We start from the raw sequence: 17,208 nt of genomic DNA, 5'->3' as shown, positions 1-17,208 counted from the left end.
GACTGTGATGGAACAACCGGCGTCCACATTGGGTCAACCCTGTTGACGTAAGGCGGGCCGGAGCCGTTCACTGCGTTGCACACGCGTGCGACGAGAGGAGTCCGGGTCATGACCACCCGCGTCCCGCAGGAGCGCCGGCGCCGCCGGCCCACCCGTTCCGGTGTCGTGCTGTCGGAGCACCTGATCGTCGAGACCGCCCTGCGCCTGATCGGGGAGCACGGCCCCGAGGCGCTGAGCGTGCGCCGGCTCGGCGCGGCACTGGGCTGCGACCCGACCGCTCTGTACCGCTACTTCCAAGGCACCGACGACCTGGTGCTCGCCATCGCCGACCGGATCATCGGCGACGCCATGGCCGGCTTCGTCCCCGGAGAGGACTGGGTTGCCTCGCTGCGCGAGATGGCGACGAGGGTCCGTGCGGGGTACCTCGCCCATCCCCGGGCGGCGGCCATGGCCGCACACCGGGTGACCCGGCGCCGGAACGAGATCCACGCCGTGGACACGGGCATCGGCCTCCTGCTGAACGCGGGCTTCGCACCCGTCGACGCCGCCCGGCTCTATCTGGCCTTCATCGACACCGTCCTCAGCCACGCCGCCACGGAGGCCGCGTTCCACGCCCTCCCGCGACACCAGCGAGACGCCGACCACCGGGCATGGCGGGACGTCTACCAGGACCTGGACCCCGAGACCTACCCGTCCCTCACCGCGGTCCGCACCGAGCTGCCCGGAATGGCGGACGGCTCCTTCGAACAGGCGGTGGACCTCCTCCTGGAGGCCCTGACGGCCCGGGCTCCGGCGGGCCGGCGCTCCCCTCGCTGACCCGGGACGTCAGAGCTCCAGGGCGAGGGACCCCACGGCTTCCCGGGACGCGAGACGGGTGTAGCCGGCCTCGAAGTCGTCGAGGGCGTACCTGCTGTCGATGACGGGTCGCAGCAGGCCCTCGGCGGCCAGGCGGCCGATGTCGTTCAGGCCCTTGGCGATCTCCTCGTCGGAGTCGCCGTGCACGCCGTAGCCGGTGACGACGCGTTCGCCGGCGAGGAGGTCCATGATGTCGACCGCGGCCTGCCTGCCGCCGGTGAAGCCGAGAGAGACGACCGTGCCGTGCCGGCGGACGGCACGGATCAGTTCGCCGAGGCGTGGTCCGCCGACCGGGTCCAGGGCGATGTCGACGCCCTGGCCGTCGGTGAGTTCGGCGATGGCCTCGTCGGTAGTCCGCGAGGAGGAGTCGATGACCGCCGTCGCTCCGGCCTCGGCGGCCCGGCGCGCCTTGTGCGCGGACGAGACCAGGGCGACGGGCCGCGCCCCGAGTGCCCTGGCCGTCTGCATCACGGCGTGCCCCAGTGAGCCGGTGGCCCCGGACACCAGGGCGATCTGCCCGCTGTGGACCTTCGCGGCCTTCGTGAGGGCCAGATAGGCGGTCAGGTAGTTGACCGTCAGGGCCGATCCCTCCGCCCAGTCGAGGGTGTCGGGCAGCTGAAGCAGCCGGTCGTCCCTGACCAGTGCCCACTCCTGGAAGAGGCCGTCCACGGTCACGCCGAGGTCGGAGTGGCCGTAGACGGCCACCCGGGTGCCCGGGGTGAAACGGTCGCTTTCCTCGACGACGCCCGCACCCTCGTTGCCCAGGACGAGAGGCGACGTCGGGAAGCCGAAGTCGCCCGTGCGGATCGTGTGGGAGAGCTGGTTGATCGTCGCGGCACGCATCCTGACGAGCGTGAACCCCGCGCGGGGAACCGGCTCGGGCCGTTCCTCCACTCCCATCTCCGGCGGGTTTCCGAACCGTCGCGTCACGATCGCCTTCATGGTGAACCTCCTAGGGGTTGTCTTTGAGGGTTGTCCGCTGATGAACCGGTGCCGTTGCGCCGCCCGTCGCGGCCGGCTCAGCGGGAGGCGGCAGTGCATCCGACGGCATCGGGGCGGGGCGCCGCACGCCGGTCACGGCGGGTGAGGAGCCGGTCCAGCAGCGTGCTCGCGACCGCCGCCAGGGCGAAGGCAGCGCCGACCCAGCCGATGCCCGCGAGGCCGGGACCCGCGTCGATGACCAGGCCGGACACCCAGGGAGCGACGGCGATGCCGACGTTGAACGCGGCGATGTTCACCGCGCCGCCCAGCGTCCTGGTCTCGCCCAGAATCCCGAACACCCGCGCGTTCACCGCCGGGTTGGTGACGAAGCCACCGGCGGCGAGCAGAACGGCGAGCGGGATCACCGCCGAGGCCGTGTCCGCGCTCAGCGCGATGGCCGCGGCCACGACCGCGACGGTGCCCATGCCGGTCAGCAGCACCCCGAACGGCGCCCGGTCGGCCCGGCGACCGCCCACGGTCAGGCCGGCCAGCGCACCCACCCCGTACAGCCCGAGCACCACCGGCACGAGTCCCCCGGAGAGCCCTGTGACCTCCTGAAGGAAGGCTCCTAGGTAGGAGAAGATCGCGATGGTCGCGGAGACGGTCAGCGCGGTGGTGGCGTAGGCGACCCACAGCCGGGGCACGGCCAGGGAGCGCAGTTCGGTACGCGGCCTCAGCGGCGGTGTCCCGGTGTCGCGTCCGCCGGGCAGGCCGAGCAGCAGCGCGCTCGCGGACAGCGCGGTCAGCACGGCCACCGCCCAGAACGCCGCCTGCCAACTGGCGTGCTGGGCCAGCAGCGTGCCGGCCGGGACACCGATGATCATGGACAGGCTCAGCCCCGACACGACCACGGACATCGCCCTGCCGCGCCGGTCGGCGGGGACGAGGGAGACAGCCGTGACCGAGGCCAGCGCCCAGAACCCGGCGTACGCCATGCCCGTGACCGCGCGCATGACCAGCTGGAACGCGAAGTCCGTCACGAGCGCGGCGGCCACGTGCCCCGCGATGAACGCCGTCTGGAACCCGGCCAGAGCGGCACGCCGGGGCAGCTTGAGCGTGGCCAGCGCCAGCACCGGCGCTCCGACGATCATGCCGACGGCGAACGCCGAGACCAGCAGCCCCGCCTCGGACAGTGACACGTCCAGATCGCCGGCGACGGAGGGCAGCAGCCCGGCGAGCATGAACTCCGAGGTGCCCTGCGCGAAGGTGCCGAACCCGAGGATGTAGACGATGAAAGGCATGGTGGTGCGTACTCCATAAGGACCATGAGGACATTGCCGAGGCGAGCGGGGTGTGCCCGCTCCTTCAGGACCGGCGTGTCCTTCCAGGCTCACCCCGCGGCAGGTCCGGGCAGCCCGCGAAGCTGGCCCAGCCGAGCCTGGGTCCAGCTGGGCCACCCTGGACGGGGCGAGCGGCCCGCGCGGGGCGAATACTGGAGGGATGGAGCAGAACGCCGAACTGGGAGACTTCCTCCGCAGCCGCCGGGCACGTCTGAGCCCGGGTGACGCGGGCCTGCCCCCGGGCGGCGGAGTCCGCAGGGTTCCCGGGCTGCGCCGCGAGGAGGTCGCACACCTGGCCGGTGTCAGCACGGACTACTACACCCGCCTCGAACAGGGCCGCCACCCCAACGTCTCCGAGGCCGTGCTGGACGCCGTCGCCCGTGCCCTGCGCCTGGACGACGACGAACGCGGCCACCTCTTCGACCTCGCCCGGCCCTCCACCACCCGCGCCCGGCGCCGCCGTCCGGAGCGCGTGCAGCGCGTGCGCCCCGAGGTCCATCAGATGCTGGACCTCTTCAACGGCGTCTCACCGGCCTTCGTCGCCAACCACCGCCAGGACGTGCTGGCCTCCAACCAACTGGCCCGCGCCCTGATCACGGACTGGGACGAGCTGCCGTACCGGGAACGCAACTTCGCCCGCTACGTCCTCCTCGACCCCGCCGCCCGCGAGCTGTACCTCAACTGGGACGAGGTCGCGGAGATCGTCGTGGCCGATCTGCGCCTGGAGGCCGGACGCCACCCCGACGACTCCCTGCTCAACGAACTGATCGGCGAAGCCGTCGTCAAGGTGCCCGAGTTCAGTTCCTGGTGGGACAGCCACCGAGTGGCCCAGTGCGTCTACGGGACACAGCACTTCCAGCACCCCGTGGTCGGCGAGTTCACCCTGCACCACGAGACGCTGGCCTTCCCCGCCGACCCGGGCCAGACCGTGTGCGTCTACACCGCCGAACCGGGCTCCGCCTCCGCCCAGACCCTCGCCCTCCTCGCCAGTTGGAGCGCCCCCGAGGCCCAGCGCAGCGACGGCACCGCACCCGCACCCCGGATGGGAGACTCATGACCCACGCCACCACCCTCGCTGACACTCACCTGCGTCTCGTCTGGCCCCAGTGGCAGGGCGCCGGTGCCGCCGTCGTAGGGGAACTCGCCCCCGAGTTCCCGCTCGACACCGCACGCCGAGGCTATGCGGTCGGCACCGCGGTCCTCGAAGCCGTCCTGCCCCCGCACGACGGCCCCACCGCGACCGTCCCGGTCACCCTGACCGACGACGGCCTCGCGGAACGCGACGGGGTCGAGGCCAAGTCGGCCGTCGTCGGACAGCTCGAGAGCGCGCTGCGCGTCATCGGCGACCACGACCCGGCACGCATCACGACCCTCGGCGGCGAGTGCTCCGTCAGCGTCGCCCCGTTCGCCGAACTCGCCCGCCGCTACGGCGACGACCTGGCCGTCATCTGGATCGACTCGCACCCCGACATCGGCACGCCGGACAGCGACTACCACGGCTACCACGCCATGGCCGTCGCCGCCCTCACCGGCCACGGCGACCCCGACGTCCTGAAGCTGCTGCCGGCCACCGTCTCCCCGGACCGTGTCGCGCTCGTGGGCCTGCACGAGTGGACCGACGACGACTTCCCCAACGTCGCCGATTGGGGCATCCGGTCGTTCGGCCCGGACGAACTGCGTGCCTCCACCCAGCCCGTCCTCGACTGGCTCGCGGCCACCGGCTGCTCACGCGTAGCCGTCCACTTCGACGTCGACACCGTCGACAGCGACGAGATCGGACTCGGACTCGGCTTCGTACCCGGTGGTCTCACCGGCGGTGAGGTACGACGCGTCGTCGCCGACATCGACCGGGCCGCGGACGTCGTCGGCCTCACGGTCGCCGAGTTCATTCCGCGGCAGGTCATGCACCTCCAGCGGATCCTGAACGGCTTTCCCCTGCTGCGAGGCAGGTGAGCCCTCGCGTGCGGCCGCCCTGTCACACGGATACCGACAGCGCCGCGATGCCCGCGTCGAAGGTGATCGGCGGCTCGAACTCCAGGTCACGGCGGGCGGCTTCGACGCTGAACCAGTGAGGGTGCACGAGCTCGGCGACGAGGAAGCGGCTGAGTGCGTGCGTCCGGGGCAGACCGGTGAGCCGCAGGACGGTGTCGCTGGTGGCAGCGGCGGCGTGGGCCAGCGGGCGCGGGACAGTGCTCCAGGTGGCTCGGAGTCCCGCCGCGCGCAGGAAGCGGGCGGTGATGTCGCGCAGGGGACGGGGCTCGTCCTGGGTGATGAAGTAGGCGCGGCCCCCGATGGGGCGGCCTTCCCGGAGCCGGTCCAGAGCGAGCAGGTGGGCGTGGGCCGCGGTGTGCAGGTGGGTCGTGTCGACGAGGTTCGTGCCGTCGCCGGGCATCACCAGTCGGCCCGCGCGCACGGCACGTGCCAGTGCCGGGGCGAAGTGCGGGTCGCCGGGGCCCCAGATGATGTGGGGGCGCAGGGAGACGGTGGCCAGGCCGGGGCTGTCGGCGGCCAGGACGAGGGCTTCCGCGTGTGCCTTGGTGCGTGGGTAGGCGGCCAGATGCCGACGGGGGTAGGGACAGTGCTCGTCGGCGTTCTGGAGACCGCCGGGCCGGAAGACGACGCTGGCCGTCGAGGTGTGGACGAGGGCGCCGATCCCGTGGGCGCGGCACTGGTCGATGACGTTGCGGGTGCCGAGGACATTGGTCCGCCAGTACGGCGCGAGCGGGCCGCTGACGCCGGCGAGGGCGGCGTTGTGGATGACGGCGTCGCAGTCCGCGAGCGCGCGGGAGACGGCGGCCGGATCGGCGAGGTCTCCTTGGTGGTGCCGGACGCCGAGACCCTCCAGGGCGAGGCTCGGACGGCGGCCCAGGGAGGACACCGCCGTGCCGCGGGCGACAAGCCGGCGGCAGATCTCCTGCCCCAGGAACCCGCTCCCGCCCGTGACCAGGACCCTCAACGGACGCCTCCCCTGGCGCACTTGGAGGCTTGGGCGGCCAACCGGACACGGTCGATCTTGGAGTTGTGGCGGATGTCGGTCGGGAACCGAGGGCGGAACAGCACGGTGCCGATGTGGCGGCCGTGCCGGTGGTCGCCGAGGGCGGCGCGCAACGCGTCCAGGACCGCTTCCTCGCGTACGCCGCGCTCGGGCTCGACACAGAGCACCGCCCGCTGGCGGCCGGCGGGGCCGACGCCGACCACGGCGGTGCGGCGGACACCGGCGGCGGTGTCGGCCGTGGCCTCGATGTCCTCCGTGGTGAGGGTGAAACCATCGCCGGTGACGAGGTGGGCCTTGCGGCCGAGGTACCACAGGCGCCCTTCGTCGTCGAGGCGTCCCAGGTCGCCCGTGCGGTGCCACAGTGTGCCGCCGGCGACCGTCCTGGCGGCGGCAGTGGCGTCGGGCCGTGCGTGGTAGGCCGGGCTGACGACGGGCCCCGCGACGGCGATCTCTCCCAGCCCCGTGGTGTCCGCGTCCAGGATGCGCGCGCTGATGCCGGGCAGCGGCCGGCCCAAACAGGTGCCCGCGTGGCCCGGAGGCGGCTCGATACGCAGCGAGCGCAGACCGTCGGCGTCGATCGCGGCGACGGGCAGGCACTCGGTGGCGCCGTAGACGCTGAGGATCTCCGCCTCGGCCGGCAGGGCCTTCGCCAGGCCCTCGGCGAGCCGCGGGCGCAGGGGAGCGCCGAAGGACAGCACGCGGCGGACCGACGGCAGTGTCAGGCCGTGGCGGGCGCAGTGCCCGGCGATCAGGCCGAGGATCGCCGGTGAACCGAGGACGAGGGTCGCCCGGTGGCGCAGCAGGGGCCCCACGAGATGTCCCGCGGGGGTGCGGGCCGGGGCCAGGTGGTCGACCTGCGGGGCGACTGTCGTCAGGCCGAGGAGCGGGCCCAGCGCGGCGAACGGCAGGAAGCAGGAGAGCAGGACGTCGCCGCTCTCGGGGCGGAGCACCGCGTCCAGGGCGCCGAGTTGCCCGGCCAGGGTGCTGTGGCGGTACTCGACGCCCTTGGGGCGGCCGGTGGAGCCGGAGGTGAAGGCGATCATCGCCAGGTCCTGTGGCCGGGGCTCCGGGACCAGCGGAGCGGGGCCGCTGCCGTCCGGCATCGCCAAGGGCAGGCTCTGGCCCAGGAGTTGACCCCGGCCGGGGAAGACGCGGCCGGTGACCAGAGCCGTACGGACATGGTCGCGGCCCCAGCCCAGGGCCCGGCGCGCCACGTGTGCCATCGGTTCCCCGATGAAGACGCCGGGGGCGATCTCGTCCAGGCAGCGCCGCACCTCGGCCCGCGGCTCGATCAGGACGGGAACGGCCCCGAGCGCGGTCAAGGCGTACACGGCCGCCACGAGTTGGCAGACGTCCCGCGTCATGATCACCGCCTTGTCGCCGCGTCGCACTCCGGCCGCCCTGAGAGCTTCGGCGGTGCGGCCGCAGCCGTCCAGCAGCCGGGCCGCCGTCACCTCCTGCGCGGACAGGGCACCGGTACAGCGGACCAGCACGGTGGCTCGCGGCCGCTCTGCCAGCCGGGTCAGTCGGGTGACGATGCTGTCGGATGCGGCGGTCATCGCTGTCCTCGCAGGAAGTCGCGGATGTGGACGCCGAGTTCGTCTCCGGCGTCGTCCATCACCAGATGGCCGGCGCGCGGGAAGCGGTGGACGACGGCGTGCGGGTGGCGGCGGGTCCACTCCTCGAGGACCGGCGGTGTGAAGACCGGATCGCGCATGCCCCAGCCGATGAACATCGGCAGCCGCCCGAGGCCGTCGGCCCCGTCCGAGGGGGTGAGCAGCCGCCAAGCCGCGTCCCCGGGGTCCCGGGGGATGGCGCGGACGAAGTCCACGATCGCCCGGCGGTTGTCCCGGCGGGCGTGGGGCAGCAGGTAGGCGCGCCGCTCGGCGGGGCTGAGCCGGTGCGTGACGCCGAGGCGGACCGTGGCCCGGGCGAAGGCGTTGGTCGCGTGGACCGCGGCGGCCACCGGCCGGTGGTCCCGGATCCAGCGCAGGTAGAACGGCAGCCGGTAGCCCTCGGGCCAGTGGAAGGCGATGGTGTTGAGGACCACCAGGCGGCAGACGACGCCCGGGTTGCGCAGGAGCCAGGAGACGCCGAGCGGGCCGCCCCAGTCGTGCACGACGAACGTCCAGCCCTTCGGTGGGACGCCCTGGGTACGGACCAGATGGAGGTAGAGGGCGTCCAGATGGTCCAGTTGACTCAGGTAGCGGGCCGTGGGGTCGGACGGCAGCTCCATGGGCTGCGACAGGCCGAGGCCGGGCAGGTCAGGGGCCAGGCACCGGGTGTGCGGGACCAGGGTGGGCAGCAGCTTGCGCCAGGCGTAACTCCAGGTCGGATTACCGTGCAGGAACAGCAGCGGTTCGCCCGTGCCGACGTCGAGATAGTGCTGCCCCGTCGACGGCACGAGCCGCCAGTGCTCGCGAGCGGGGTAGCCGGGGAGCAATTGCTGGAGGACGGACGAATGCGAGGCGGCGGCCGGGCGCCCGTTCCCGGCGCTCACCAGCGGACCAGCGCCAGGCCGAAACTCATGCCGCTGGCCAGGCCGAGCATCGCCACGGTGTCGCCCGGTTCGATGCGGTCGGCCTCCCGCGCCTTGACCAGTTGCAGGGGCAGGGAGGCCGCCGCGCAGTTGCCGTGCTCGGCCACGGCGGGCATGCACCGGTCGGCGGGCAGGGGGAGTTTGTCGACCATCTCCTGGTACTGAGGCATGCCGATCTGGTGGAAGGCGATGAAGGCGCTGGAGCGGATCGCCTCCAACTCCCGTTCCGCTGCCCGCTGGAGGAACTGCAGGCCCTCGACCGCGGTCGTGCGCAGCAGGTCGCCGTTCAGCCGGATGGTCAGGTGCTCGTCGTCGAAGGCTCGGGGGTGCATGGAGCCGCCGCCCAGCACGGTGCAGGCGTTCCAGGCGCTGGAGTCCGCGGCGAACCGGAGCATGAGCACACCGGGGTCGCTGTCCCCGGCGGGCCCGGCGGTGAGCAGCATGGCGGCGCCGGCGTCGGAGACGGTGTAGCCGGGCATGGCCCGCAACAGGGCCTCGTGGTCGGGGACGTGCCAGCGTGTGACCATGGATCCGACCTCGCCGCAGGCGATGAGCACCGTGCGGTAGCGGCGGGTGGCGATGAACGCCCCGGCCACCTCCATCGCGTTGAGGACGCTGTTGCAGGCGTTCGTCACGTCGAACACCGGGCAGGTGGCGCCCAGTTTGGCGGCCACCAGGTGTGAGGTGGACGGTTCGAGCATGTCCTGGCTGGTGGCGGCGAACAGCAGCAGGTCGACCTCGCCGATGGTCGTGCCGGCGTCCGCGAGCGCCTTGCGGGCGGCCGAGGCCGCGAGGTCCGAGGCGCACTCTCCCTCCTCGGACGCGTGGACACCCCGCACGCCGGTGATGTCCTCGAGCAGGCCGGGAGGCGGTACGTAAGGACTTCCGGCGGCGGCGATCCGGGCCCGGATCTCCTCCATGGTCCGGTAGCGGGACGGCAGATGGACGGCAGTCGCTGTCAAGCGGGCACGCGGGGCATCGAGCACCGCGCCACCGTAACGGCCGGTCACGCACCGTGACCCCGAGTTCACTCGTTTGCCGGACGAGACCACGCCAACGGGTGAAACAGGCCTTGGTCACCGGGCCATCAGGGCAGTGTCACCCCGCTCGAACCGGACAAACAGGGGACCAGGGGGCGGGTCATGGGTGTGGGACGGGACGACCGGTCGGTTGCGGTGGTGGGAGTCGGCTGCCGGCTGCCGGGCGGCATCACCGACCTGGACGGGCTGTGGACAGCCCTGCGGGACGGGCGCGACCTGATCGGGGAGATGCCGGCGGACCGATTCCCCAAGGGCCGGTTCGTCGATCCGGGGGCCGTGCGCCCCGGCCGTAGCTACACCGCCGCCGGGGGCTTCCTCGACGACATCGCGTCCTTCGACGCCGCGTACTTCGGCATCTCGCCCAAGGAGGCGGAGCATCTCGATCCGCAGCAGCGGCTGCTGCTGGAGATGGCCGCCGAGGCGCTCGACGACGCGGCCGTCCCGGCCGAGGCGCTCGCCGGCTCCGACACCTGCGTCTACGTGGGCGTCTCCGATCCGGCCTACGGCACCTTCCTGACGATGCTGGAGGACCACACCAGCCCGCACAGCATGCCCGGCGCCACCCTGTCCATCGCGGCGAACCGTCTGTCGTACGCCTTCGACCTGCGCGGCCCCAGCATGGCGGTCGACACGGCGTGCTCCTCGTCGCTGGTGGCGCTGGACCGCGCCTGCCGCACCCTGCGGGAGGGCACCAGCCGCGTGGCCCTGGCAGGCGGCGTCAACGTGCTCATGAATCCGTACTCCTACGCGGGTTTCTCCTACGCGGGCATGCTGTCGCGGCAGGGTCGGTGCGCGGCCTTCTCCGCCGACGCCGACGGCTTCGTGCGGGCCGAGGGCGGCGCGGTACTGGTGCTGAAGCGGCTGGCCGACGCGGTGGCAGACGGCGACCGCATCCACGCCGTCCTCGCCGGCACCGGCAGCAACTCCGACGGCCGTACAACCGGTATGACACTGCCCAGTTCACAGGCTCAGGAGGCGCTGCTGCGCGCTGTCTGCCAGGAGGCCGGGATCGTCCCGGACGACCTCGTCTACTTCGAGGCGCACGGCACCGGCACGCCGGTGGGCGACCCCGCGGAGGCCCGGGCCATCGGCCAGGCCCTCGGCGCGCCCCGCGGTAACGGCCCGCTGCCCATCGGGTCGGTGAAATCCAACCTGGGCCACCTGGAGCCCGCGGCGGGCATGGCCGGTCTGCTCAAGGCGATCCTGGTGCTCCGCCACCGGACCGCACCCGCGTCCTTGCACGCCCTCCCGCTCAACCCGGCCATCGACTTCGCCGCGCTCGGCCTCGCACCCACCGTGACGCCCGTGGAGTTGCCCCGCTCGGAACGGGCAGCGGTGGGGGTGAACTCCTTCGGGTTCGGCGGTGCCAACGCCCACGCCATCGTCGTACCACCACCGCCGGTGGCGTCCGGAGCAGCGCCGACGGACAGGCCGGTGCCGGTGGTGGTCTCCGCGCGGTCGCCCAAGGCGCTCCAGCAGTTGAGCACGCGGATGGCCGAGCGGCTGCGCGAAGCGGCACCGGAGGAGTTCTACGACCTGGCCCGCACCAGCACGCTCCGGCGCAGTGCCCACCCGCACCGTGCCGCCGTGCTGGCCGGTGATCCCCGGCAGGCGGCCGACCGCCTGGAGAGCCTGTACACCGGCGCGCCGTCCCACGGGGCGGTGACCCGCAGGGCCGAGCGGGGTGCCGTGGCGTTCGTCTACTCGGGCAACGCCTCCCAATGGCCGGGCATGGCCGCCGACCTGATGGCCGGTGACACCGTCTTCCGAGCCGCCGTCGAGGAGGCCGACGGCGCGCTGGCCCCTTACCTGGGCTGGTCCGTGACCAAGGAACTGGAACGCCCCACCGCGGCACGCTGGGCGCGCACGGAGATCGCCCAGCCGGTGCTGTTCGCCGTGCAGGTGGGCCTGACCGCGGTGCTGGCGTCCCAGGGCCTGCGCCCGCGTGCCGTCGCCGGACACAGCGTCGGCGAGGTGGCCGCCGCCCACGCGGCCGGGGCGCTGACACTGGAGCAGGCCGCTCTGGTGATCAGCCTGCGGAGCCGCACCCAGGCCGCCACGGCGGGCCGCGGCCGGATGGCCGCCGTCGGCCTGTCCGAGAGCGCCGCCCGCGAGGAACTGGCGTGCTTCGGCGGTGCGTTGGAGATCGCCGGGATCAACAGCGATCGTGACGTCACGATCGCCGGCGACCCCGACGCGCTGGCCGCGCTCCGCGTCGAACTGACGGCCCGCGACGTCTTCTTCCGCGTGCTGGATCTGGACTACGCCTTCCACAGCCGCGCCATGGACCCCATCGAGGAACCACTGTGCTCGGGCCTCGCCGGTCTGACTCCCGCCGAGGCACGCGTGCCGTTCATCTCCACCGTCACGGCGGCTCCACTGACGGGACGAGAGCTCGACGCGGCGTACTGGTGGCGCAACGTACGCGAGCCGGTCCGCTTCGCCGAAGGCATGGCCCGGCTCGCGGACGAGGGGATCGGCATCGTCGTGGAGGTCGGCCCGCACCCGGTCCTGCGCCCCTACCTGCGGCGTACGGCTCTGGCGTACGTGCCGACCCTGCACCGGGACGGGGACGGGCCGCGCGAGACCACGGCCGCGGTCGCCGCCCTGCTCGCGGCCGGTGCCGAGGCGGACTGGCAGGCGCACTTCCCGCACCCCGGCCGGGTCGCCGACCTGCCCGCCTACCCCTGGCAGCGCGACCGGCACTGGCACGGCACCCCGCAGGACCTCGTCCTGCACACCAGCGGCACCGGAGTCCTGGAGCACCCCCTGCTCGGCGAACGCCTGCCCGCACCCCACCCCCTGTGGCACGGCACCGTCGAGCCCCAGCTCGTGCCCTGGCTGGGTGACCACCGGATCGGCGGCGGCGTCCTGCTGCCCGCGGCGGCGTACGTGGAGATGGCTGTGACAGCCGGAACGCGGGCGCTGGCCCGCCCGGTGGAGGTGAGGCACCTGGACATCTCCCGCCCGCTCGCCCTCGACTGGCCGGACCCGGCGGGCGCCGCGCTGCAGACCGCGGTGACCCCGTCCGACGGCATGCTGACCATCAGCACGCGGGACACCCGTGGCGCCGAGGTCCAGCCGGTCGTCCGTGCCCAGGTACGCACCCGGCTGAGCACCGCCCCGGCTCCGCTGGACATCGCCGAGGTCAAGGCGCGCTGCTCCCGCACCGTCACCGGTCCGGACCACTACGAGCAGTGCCACCGCGTGGGCCTGGAGTGCGGTCCCGCGTTCCAGCTCCTGCGGAGCCTGGAGGTCGGAGACGGCGAACTGCTCGCGTGGTACCGGCTCGACCACCCGGCCGACGCCTACACGGTGCACCCCGTTCTGCTGGACGGACCGTTGCAGGCCACCGTCGCCCTGGCCGAGCAGCCGACCCGGGAAGCCGCCGGCTACCTGCCGTCCTCCTTCGGAGCGGTACGGGTGTGGCGCACCCCCGCGCGGGAGGGCGTCGTCCATCTGCGGCGCCGCAGCCGCAGCGCCAACGAGATCTGCTGGGACATCACCTACGCGGACCTCGACGGCACCGTCACCGCCGAGATCGAGAAGTGCCGCACCCGGCGCGCCCGTCTCACCGACCACGCTCCGTTGACCGTCCAGCGCACGATCCTGCGCGCGGCCCCGTATCCCTCGATGCCCGCCCCGGCGTCCCCGCTGCCCGCTCCGGCCGAGCTGGCCGACGCGGCCCGCGCGCGCATCGCCGCCGCCCGCACCGAACTGGAGGACAGCGGCCACGCACCCTTCACGGCCGCCGCCGAACGGGCCGGTGCGCAGTGCTGGGCAGCGGCCCTGCGCGGTCTGCTGTCCCACCCGGGCGAGCCCTTCACCATGCCCGACCTGGTCGGCCAGGGCCTCGTGCCCCGACACCGCAGGTTGGTGCGACTGATGCTGCCTCTGCTGGTCGAGCAGCGACTGGCCGAGGCCGACGGGGAGGCATGGCGGCTGACGGACGTCACCGTGTGCCCCGAGGAGGCCCTGCGGAGCCTGACACAGGACCACCCCCGCTTCGGCCCGGCAGCGCTGCTGATCAACAGTCAGCTGCGGCAGCTGCCCGCAGTGCTCCGCGGCACCGTCGACCCGCACGACCTGTTGCCCGTCGGCGAGAGCTTCCTCGAACAGTGGCAGGAGACCGCGCCCGCGCACCGCTTCACCCATCGCGTGGTGCAGGCGCTGCTCGACCGGATCGTCCACGACTGGCCCGCCGACCGTCCGCTGCGCGTCCTGGAGGTGGGCGCGACCAGCACTGCCCTGACCGCCGCCGTGCTGCCGCTGCTGCCGGCCGACCGTACGCGCTACACCTGTACGGCCCCGGCCAACGCCTCCTTCGCCCGCGCCCGGCACCGCTTCGCCGCCTGCCGCTTCATCGACCACCGCACCTTCGACCCGGACGCCGACCCGGCCGTCCAGGGCTTCCCCACGGGCGGCTTCGACCTGATCCTGGCCGGCGACGCCCTGCACGCCACCGCCGACCTGACCGCCGCGCTGGGACACCTGCGCTCGCTCCTCGCCCCGGGTGGCCACCTGCTCGTCACCGAGCGGCACCATGATCGGCTCGACACTCTGCTGCTGGGCGGCGTGGAGGCCCTGTGGAAACGCGGTGACCGGGCCCTGCGCCCCACCACCCGGCTGCTGCCCCGCGACGCCTGGACGCCACTGCTGGAGCGGTGCGGCTTCACCAGCCCTTGGCAGACGGGGCCCATGGACCACTCGGTTGTGGTGGCCGCCGCGCCCCGGGAGGCGGCGCACGCGTCCCGAGGGGCAGCGGACACGCCCGCCCTTCCCGCGCCACTGCCCGGCGAGGCCTGGGTCGTCGCCACGGAGAACGACACCGAGACCCCGGCCGCGCGAGAACTGGCCGCACTGCTGGGTTCGGCGACCCTTCTGCCCGCCGCCACCGACCCCGCCGCGTGGACCGCGGCGCTGCCCACCGAGGCCGCGCCACGCATCGTCCTGCTCCTGGCCGCGCCCGACCCGGAGCGGCTCGTCGCCCGGACGACCCACCGCGCGGCAGTCCTGCGCACCCTGGCCGCCGCCTGCAGGACCCTGCCCGAAGGCAGGGCCGCACAAGTGTGGTTGGTGACGCGCCCCACCGGCTTGTTCCCCGCCCCGGAACGCCCGGCGCACCCCGAGGACGCGGCCATCTGGGGTGCGGCCCGCAGCCTGGCCAACGAACAGCCCGACCTCGGACTGCGGCGCGTCTCCCTCGACCGCACGCCGGACCCGGCAGCCGACGCCCGCCGACTGGCCGCAGAGCTGCTCATCGGGGGCCGCACTCCGGACGAGAGCGAAGGCGCGGTCGAGGACGAAGTCGTCCTCACACCGGCCGGCCGCTTCACCCCCCTGCACGTCGAGCACCCGGCCGACGAGCCATCCGCCGTCCCCACCGGCGTGCCCTTCATCCTCGATGCCCGAGACCCCGGCCCGGCCCGGCGCCTGGTCTGGCGCGAGACAGCCGTCCCGCAGCCCGGCCCCGGAGAAGTCGTCGTGGAGATGCGCGCGGTCGCGCTGAACTACCGCGACCCCATGCGCGCCAACGGCCTGCTGCCCCCCGAGGCCGTGGAGGACAGCCCACTCGGCCGCGGACTGGGCACCGACGGTGCCGGCATCGTCCGCGCCGTCGGCCCCGGAGTGAGTGACCTCGTGGTCGGCGACCGGGTCTGCGGTGCCATTCCCGCAGCCCTCGCCTCCCACGGCGTCACCTACGACTACTGCCTGATCAAAATCCCCGACAGCATGAGCTACGCCGAGGCGGCGACCTTCCCCGTCGCGTTCCTGACGGTCCACCACGCCCTGGTCGACCTGGCACGTGTGGCTCCCGGTGAGACGGTTCTCGTGCACGGGGGCGCGGGTGCCGTGGGACTGGCCGTGTTGCAGTGCGCCCACGCCCGGGGCGCCCGCGTCATCGCCACCGCCGGTACGGACACCAAACGAAGCCTGTTGCGCAGTCTCGGCGCCTGGCACGTGGTGGACTCACGCGGCCTGGACTTCGTGCCGCGCGTCCGCGAACTCACCGAAGGCCAGGGCGTCGACATCGTGGTCAACTCCCTCAGTGGCGAGGCGATCGCCCACGGGCTCGACCTGCTGCGCCCGAGCGGCCGCTTCGTCGAACTGGGGAAGCGGGACATCTTCGTCAACAACACACTGTCGTTGCGTCCCTTCGACCGCAGCCTGACGTTCATCGGCTTCAATCTCGACCACGTGGTGCAGGACCGCGCCCGTGGCTCCCGCCTCGTGGCCGATGTCCTGTCCCTCATCGAGCGGGGCGTGTACCGGCCGCTGCCGCACGCCGTCTACCCGGCCGCCCGGGTGGAGGAGGCCTTCCAGGTCCTTCAGCACTCCCGGCACATCGGCAAGGTGGTCGTCTCCATCCAGGCGGAGGAGAACCCGCTGGACGAACCCGTCCCCGTCCAGCCCGCACCCCACCTCCCGGCCCTGGACTCCGACGGCACCTACCTGGTGACCGGCGGGCTGAGCGGTTTCGGCGCGGCCACCGCACGCTGGCTGGCCGACCACGGCGCCCGGCACCTGGCCCTGGTCTCCCGTCGCGGCCAGGCAGCCCCCGAGGCCCCGGCGCTCCTGGACGACCTGGCCCAGCGCGGCGCAGGCGCCACCGCCTACGCCGCCGACGTCACCGACGAGGCGGCTCTGCACCGGGTCATCGAGGCGATCGACGCCACCGGGCACCGGCTGCGCGGTGTCGTACACGCCGCGATGCACCTAGACGACGCGCCCCTGGCCGACCTCACCGACGACCGGTTCACCGCCGTCCTCGCCCCCAAGGCGGACGGCGCCGCCCGACTGCACCGCCTCACCGCGGACCACGACCTGGACCTGTTCCTCACCTACTCCTCGATCGCCACCACCGTCGGCAACATCGGCCAGGCCCCCTACGCGGCCGGCAACGCCTACCTCGAGGCACAGGCCCGCGCCCGCCACGCCCGCGGGCGCCCCGCCACCGCCCTCGCCCTCGGCCCCATCGGCGAGACCGGGTACGTCGCCCGCAACGCCATCGGCGACGTCATGGCCGACCGGGGCTTCCAGCCCCTCACCGTCGCCGAGGCCCTTGTGACCGCAGGCGGCCTGCTCCGGCGGGGCACCGACGCGGCAGGCATCGGCCGCTACCGCTGGGCCCGAGCCCGTCGCCTGCTGTCCACCCTGGCCGCCGCCCGTTTCACCGGCCTCGTGCCGGCCGACGCCGGACCCGGCCCGGAAGGCCGCGCGGAGCTGCTGCGCGAACTGGCCGCCCTCACCCCCGACGAAGCCCGGGCCGCGATCACCCGGACCCTGGTCCGGCTGCTCGCCGCCGTTCTGCACAGCGACCCCGAGGAGCTGGACCCCGCGCGGCCCGTGACCGAATTCGGCCTCGACTCGCTGTTGAGCACCGAGTTCCTGGTCCGCGCCGGCGAGCACTTCGACATCCGCCTCGCGGCCACGGAGCTGATGAGCAGCGACCGCACCCTGACCCACTTCGCGCAGCTGGTGCACAGCAGACTGGATCTCGAGTAGCGGCGACCCCGC

Annotated in this window: 10 protein-coding genes; 4 read left to right on the top strand and 6 right to left on the bottom strand. The window is 73.3% G+C overall.

Annotation, left to right across the window (positions count from 1 at the left end):
• The first annotated feature begins 108 nt into the window (after positions 1 to 108).
• On the top strand, positions 109 to 816 hold the full coding sequence (locus ACFT32_RS03175) for a helix-turn-helix domain-containing protein (protein ID WP_382485192.1): 708 nt from the start codon (positions 109 to 111) through the stop codon (positions 814 to 816).
• A 9-nt stretch (positions 817 to 825) separates the two neighbouring features.
• On the opposite strand, the gene ACFT32_RS03170 is transcribed toward ACFT32_RS03175, so the two are convergent.
• Positions 826 to 1,797, bottom strand: coding sequence for a zinc-binding alcohol dehydrogenase family protein (locus ACFT32_RS03170; RefSeq protein ID WP_382485190.1), 972 nt, complete (start codon positions 1,795 to 1,797; stop codon positions 826 to 828).
• Positions 1,798 to 1,874: 77 nt separating this feature from the next.
• The gene (locus ACFT32_RS03165; RefSeq protein WP_382485187.1) at positions 1,875 to 3,077 is read right to left on the bottom strand and encodes a Cmx/CmrA family chloramphenicol efflux MFS transporter; all 1,203 of its coding nucleotides are present in this window, start codon (positions 3,075 to 3,077) and stop codon (positions 1,875 to 1,877) included.
• Positions 3,078 to 3,276: 199 nt separating this feature from the next.
• Here ACFT32_RS03165 and ACFT32_RS03160 point away from each other — a divergent pair, with 199 nt between their 5' ends.
• Positions 3,277 to 4,173, top strand: a complete 897-nt coding sequence (locus ACFT32_RS03160; protein ID WP_382485184.1) for a helix-turn-helix transcriptional regulator — start codon at positions 3,277 to 3,279, stop codon at positions 4,171 to 4,173.
• Positions 4,170 to 5,069, top strand: coding sequence for an arginase family protein (locus ACFT32_RS03155; protein ID WP_382485182.1), 900 nt, complete (start codon positions 4,170 to 4,172; stop codon positions 5,067 to 5,069). Before ACFT32_RS03160 ends, ACFT32_RS03155 begins: the two co-directional genes overlap by 4 nt.
• 22 nt (positions 5,070 to 5,091) lie before the next feature.
• Here the strand turns inward: ACFT32_RS03155 and ACFT32_RS03150 are convergent, their stop codons facing one another.
• The 4 genes from ACFT32_RS03150 to ACFT32_RS03135 are packed head-to-tail and all read right to left on the bottom strand — an operon-like array spanning position 5,092 to position 9,612.
• Complete coding sequence (locus ACFT32_RS03150; RefSeq protein WP_382485180.1) at positions 5,092 to 6,072, bottom strand: NAD-dependent epimerase/dehydratase family protein; 981 nt, start codon at positions 6,070 to 6,072, stop codon at positions 5,092 to 5,094.
• Positions 6,069 to 7,670: an AMP-binding protein gene (locus ACFT32_RS03145; RefSeq protein ID WP_382485177.1), complete on the bottom strand. Its 1,602-nt coding sequence runs from the start codon at positions 7,668 to 7,670 to the stop codon at positions 6,069 to 6,071. The genes ACFT32_RS03150 and ACFT32_RS03145 overlap by 4 nt, the downstream gene beginning before the upstream one ends.
• Complete coding sequence (locus ACFT32_RS03140; protein WP_382485175.1) at positions 7,667 to 8,611, bottom strand: alpha/beta fold hydrolase; 945 nt, start codon at positions 8,609 to 8,611, stop codon at positions 7,667 to 7,669. The genes ACFT32_RS03145 and ACFT32_RS03140 overlap by 4 nt, the downstream gene beginning before the upstream one ends.
• On the bottom strand, positions 8,608 to 9,612 hold the full coding sequence (locus ACFT32_RS03135; RefSeq protein WP_382485173.1) for a 3-oxoacyl-ACP synthase III family protein: 1,005 nt from the start codon (positions 9,610 to 9,612) through the stop codon (positions 8,608 to 8,610). Before ACFT32_RS03135 ends, ACFT32_RS03140 begins: the two co-directional genes overlap by 4 nt.
• A 180-nt stretch (positions 9,613 to 9,792) precedes the next feature.
• Here ACFT32_RS03135 and ACFT32_RS03130 point away from each other — a divergent pair, with 180 nt between their 5' ends.
• Complete coding sequence (locus ACFT32_RS03130) at positions 9,793 to 17,196, top strand: SDR family NAD(P)-dependent oxidoreductase (RefSeq protein ID WP_382485171.1); 7,404 nt, start codon at positions 9,793 to 9,795, stop codon at positions 17,194 to 17,196.
• Positions 17,197 to 17,208: the final 12 nt, after the last annotated feature.

Origin of the sequence: Streptomyces sp. NPDC057002 (assembly GCF_042673825.1) — a bacterium.
Classification (GTDB): domain Bacteria; phylum Actinomycetota; class Actinomycetes; order Streptomycetales; family Streptomycetaceae; genus Streptomyces.
The sequence above is the reverse complement of the archived record's forward strand: the minus strand, read 5'-3'. Positions and strand labels throughout refer to the sequence as shown.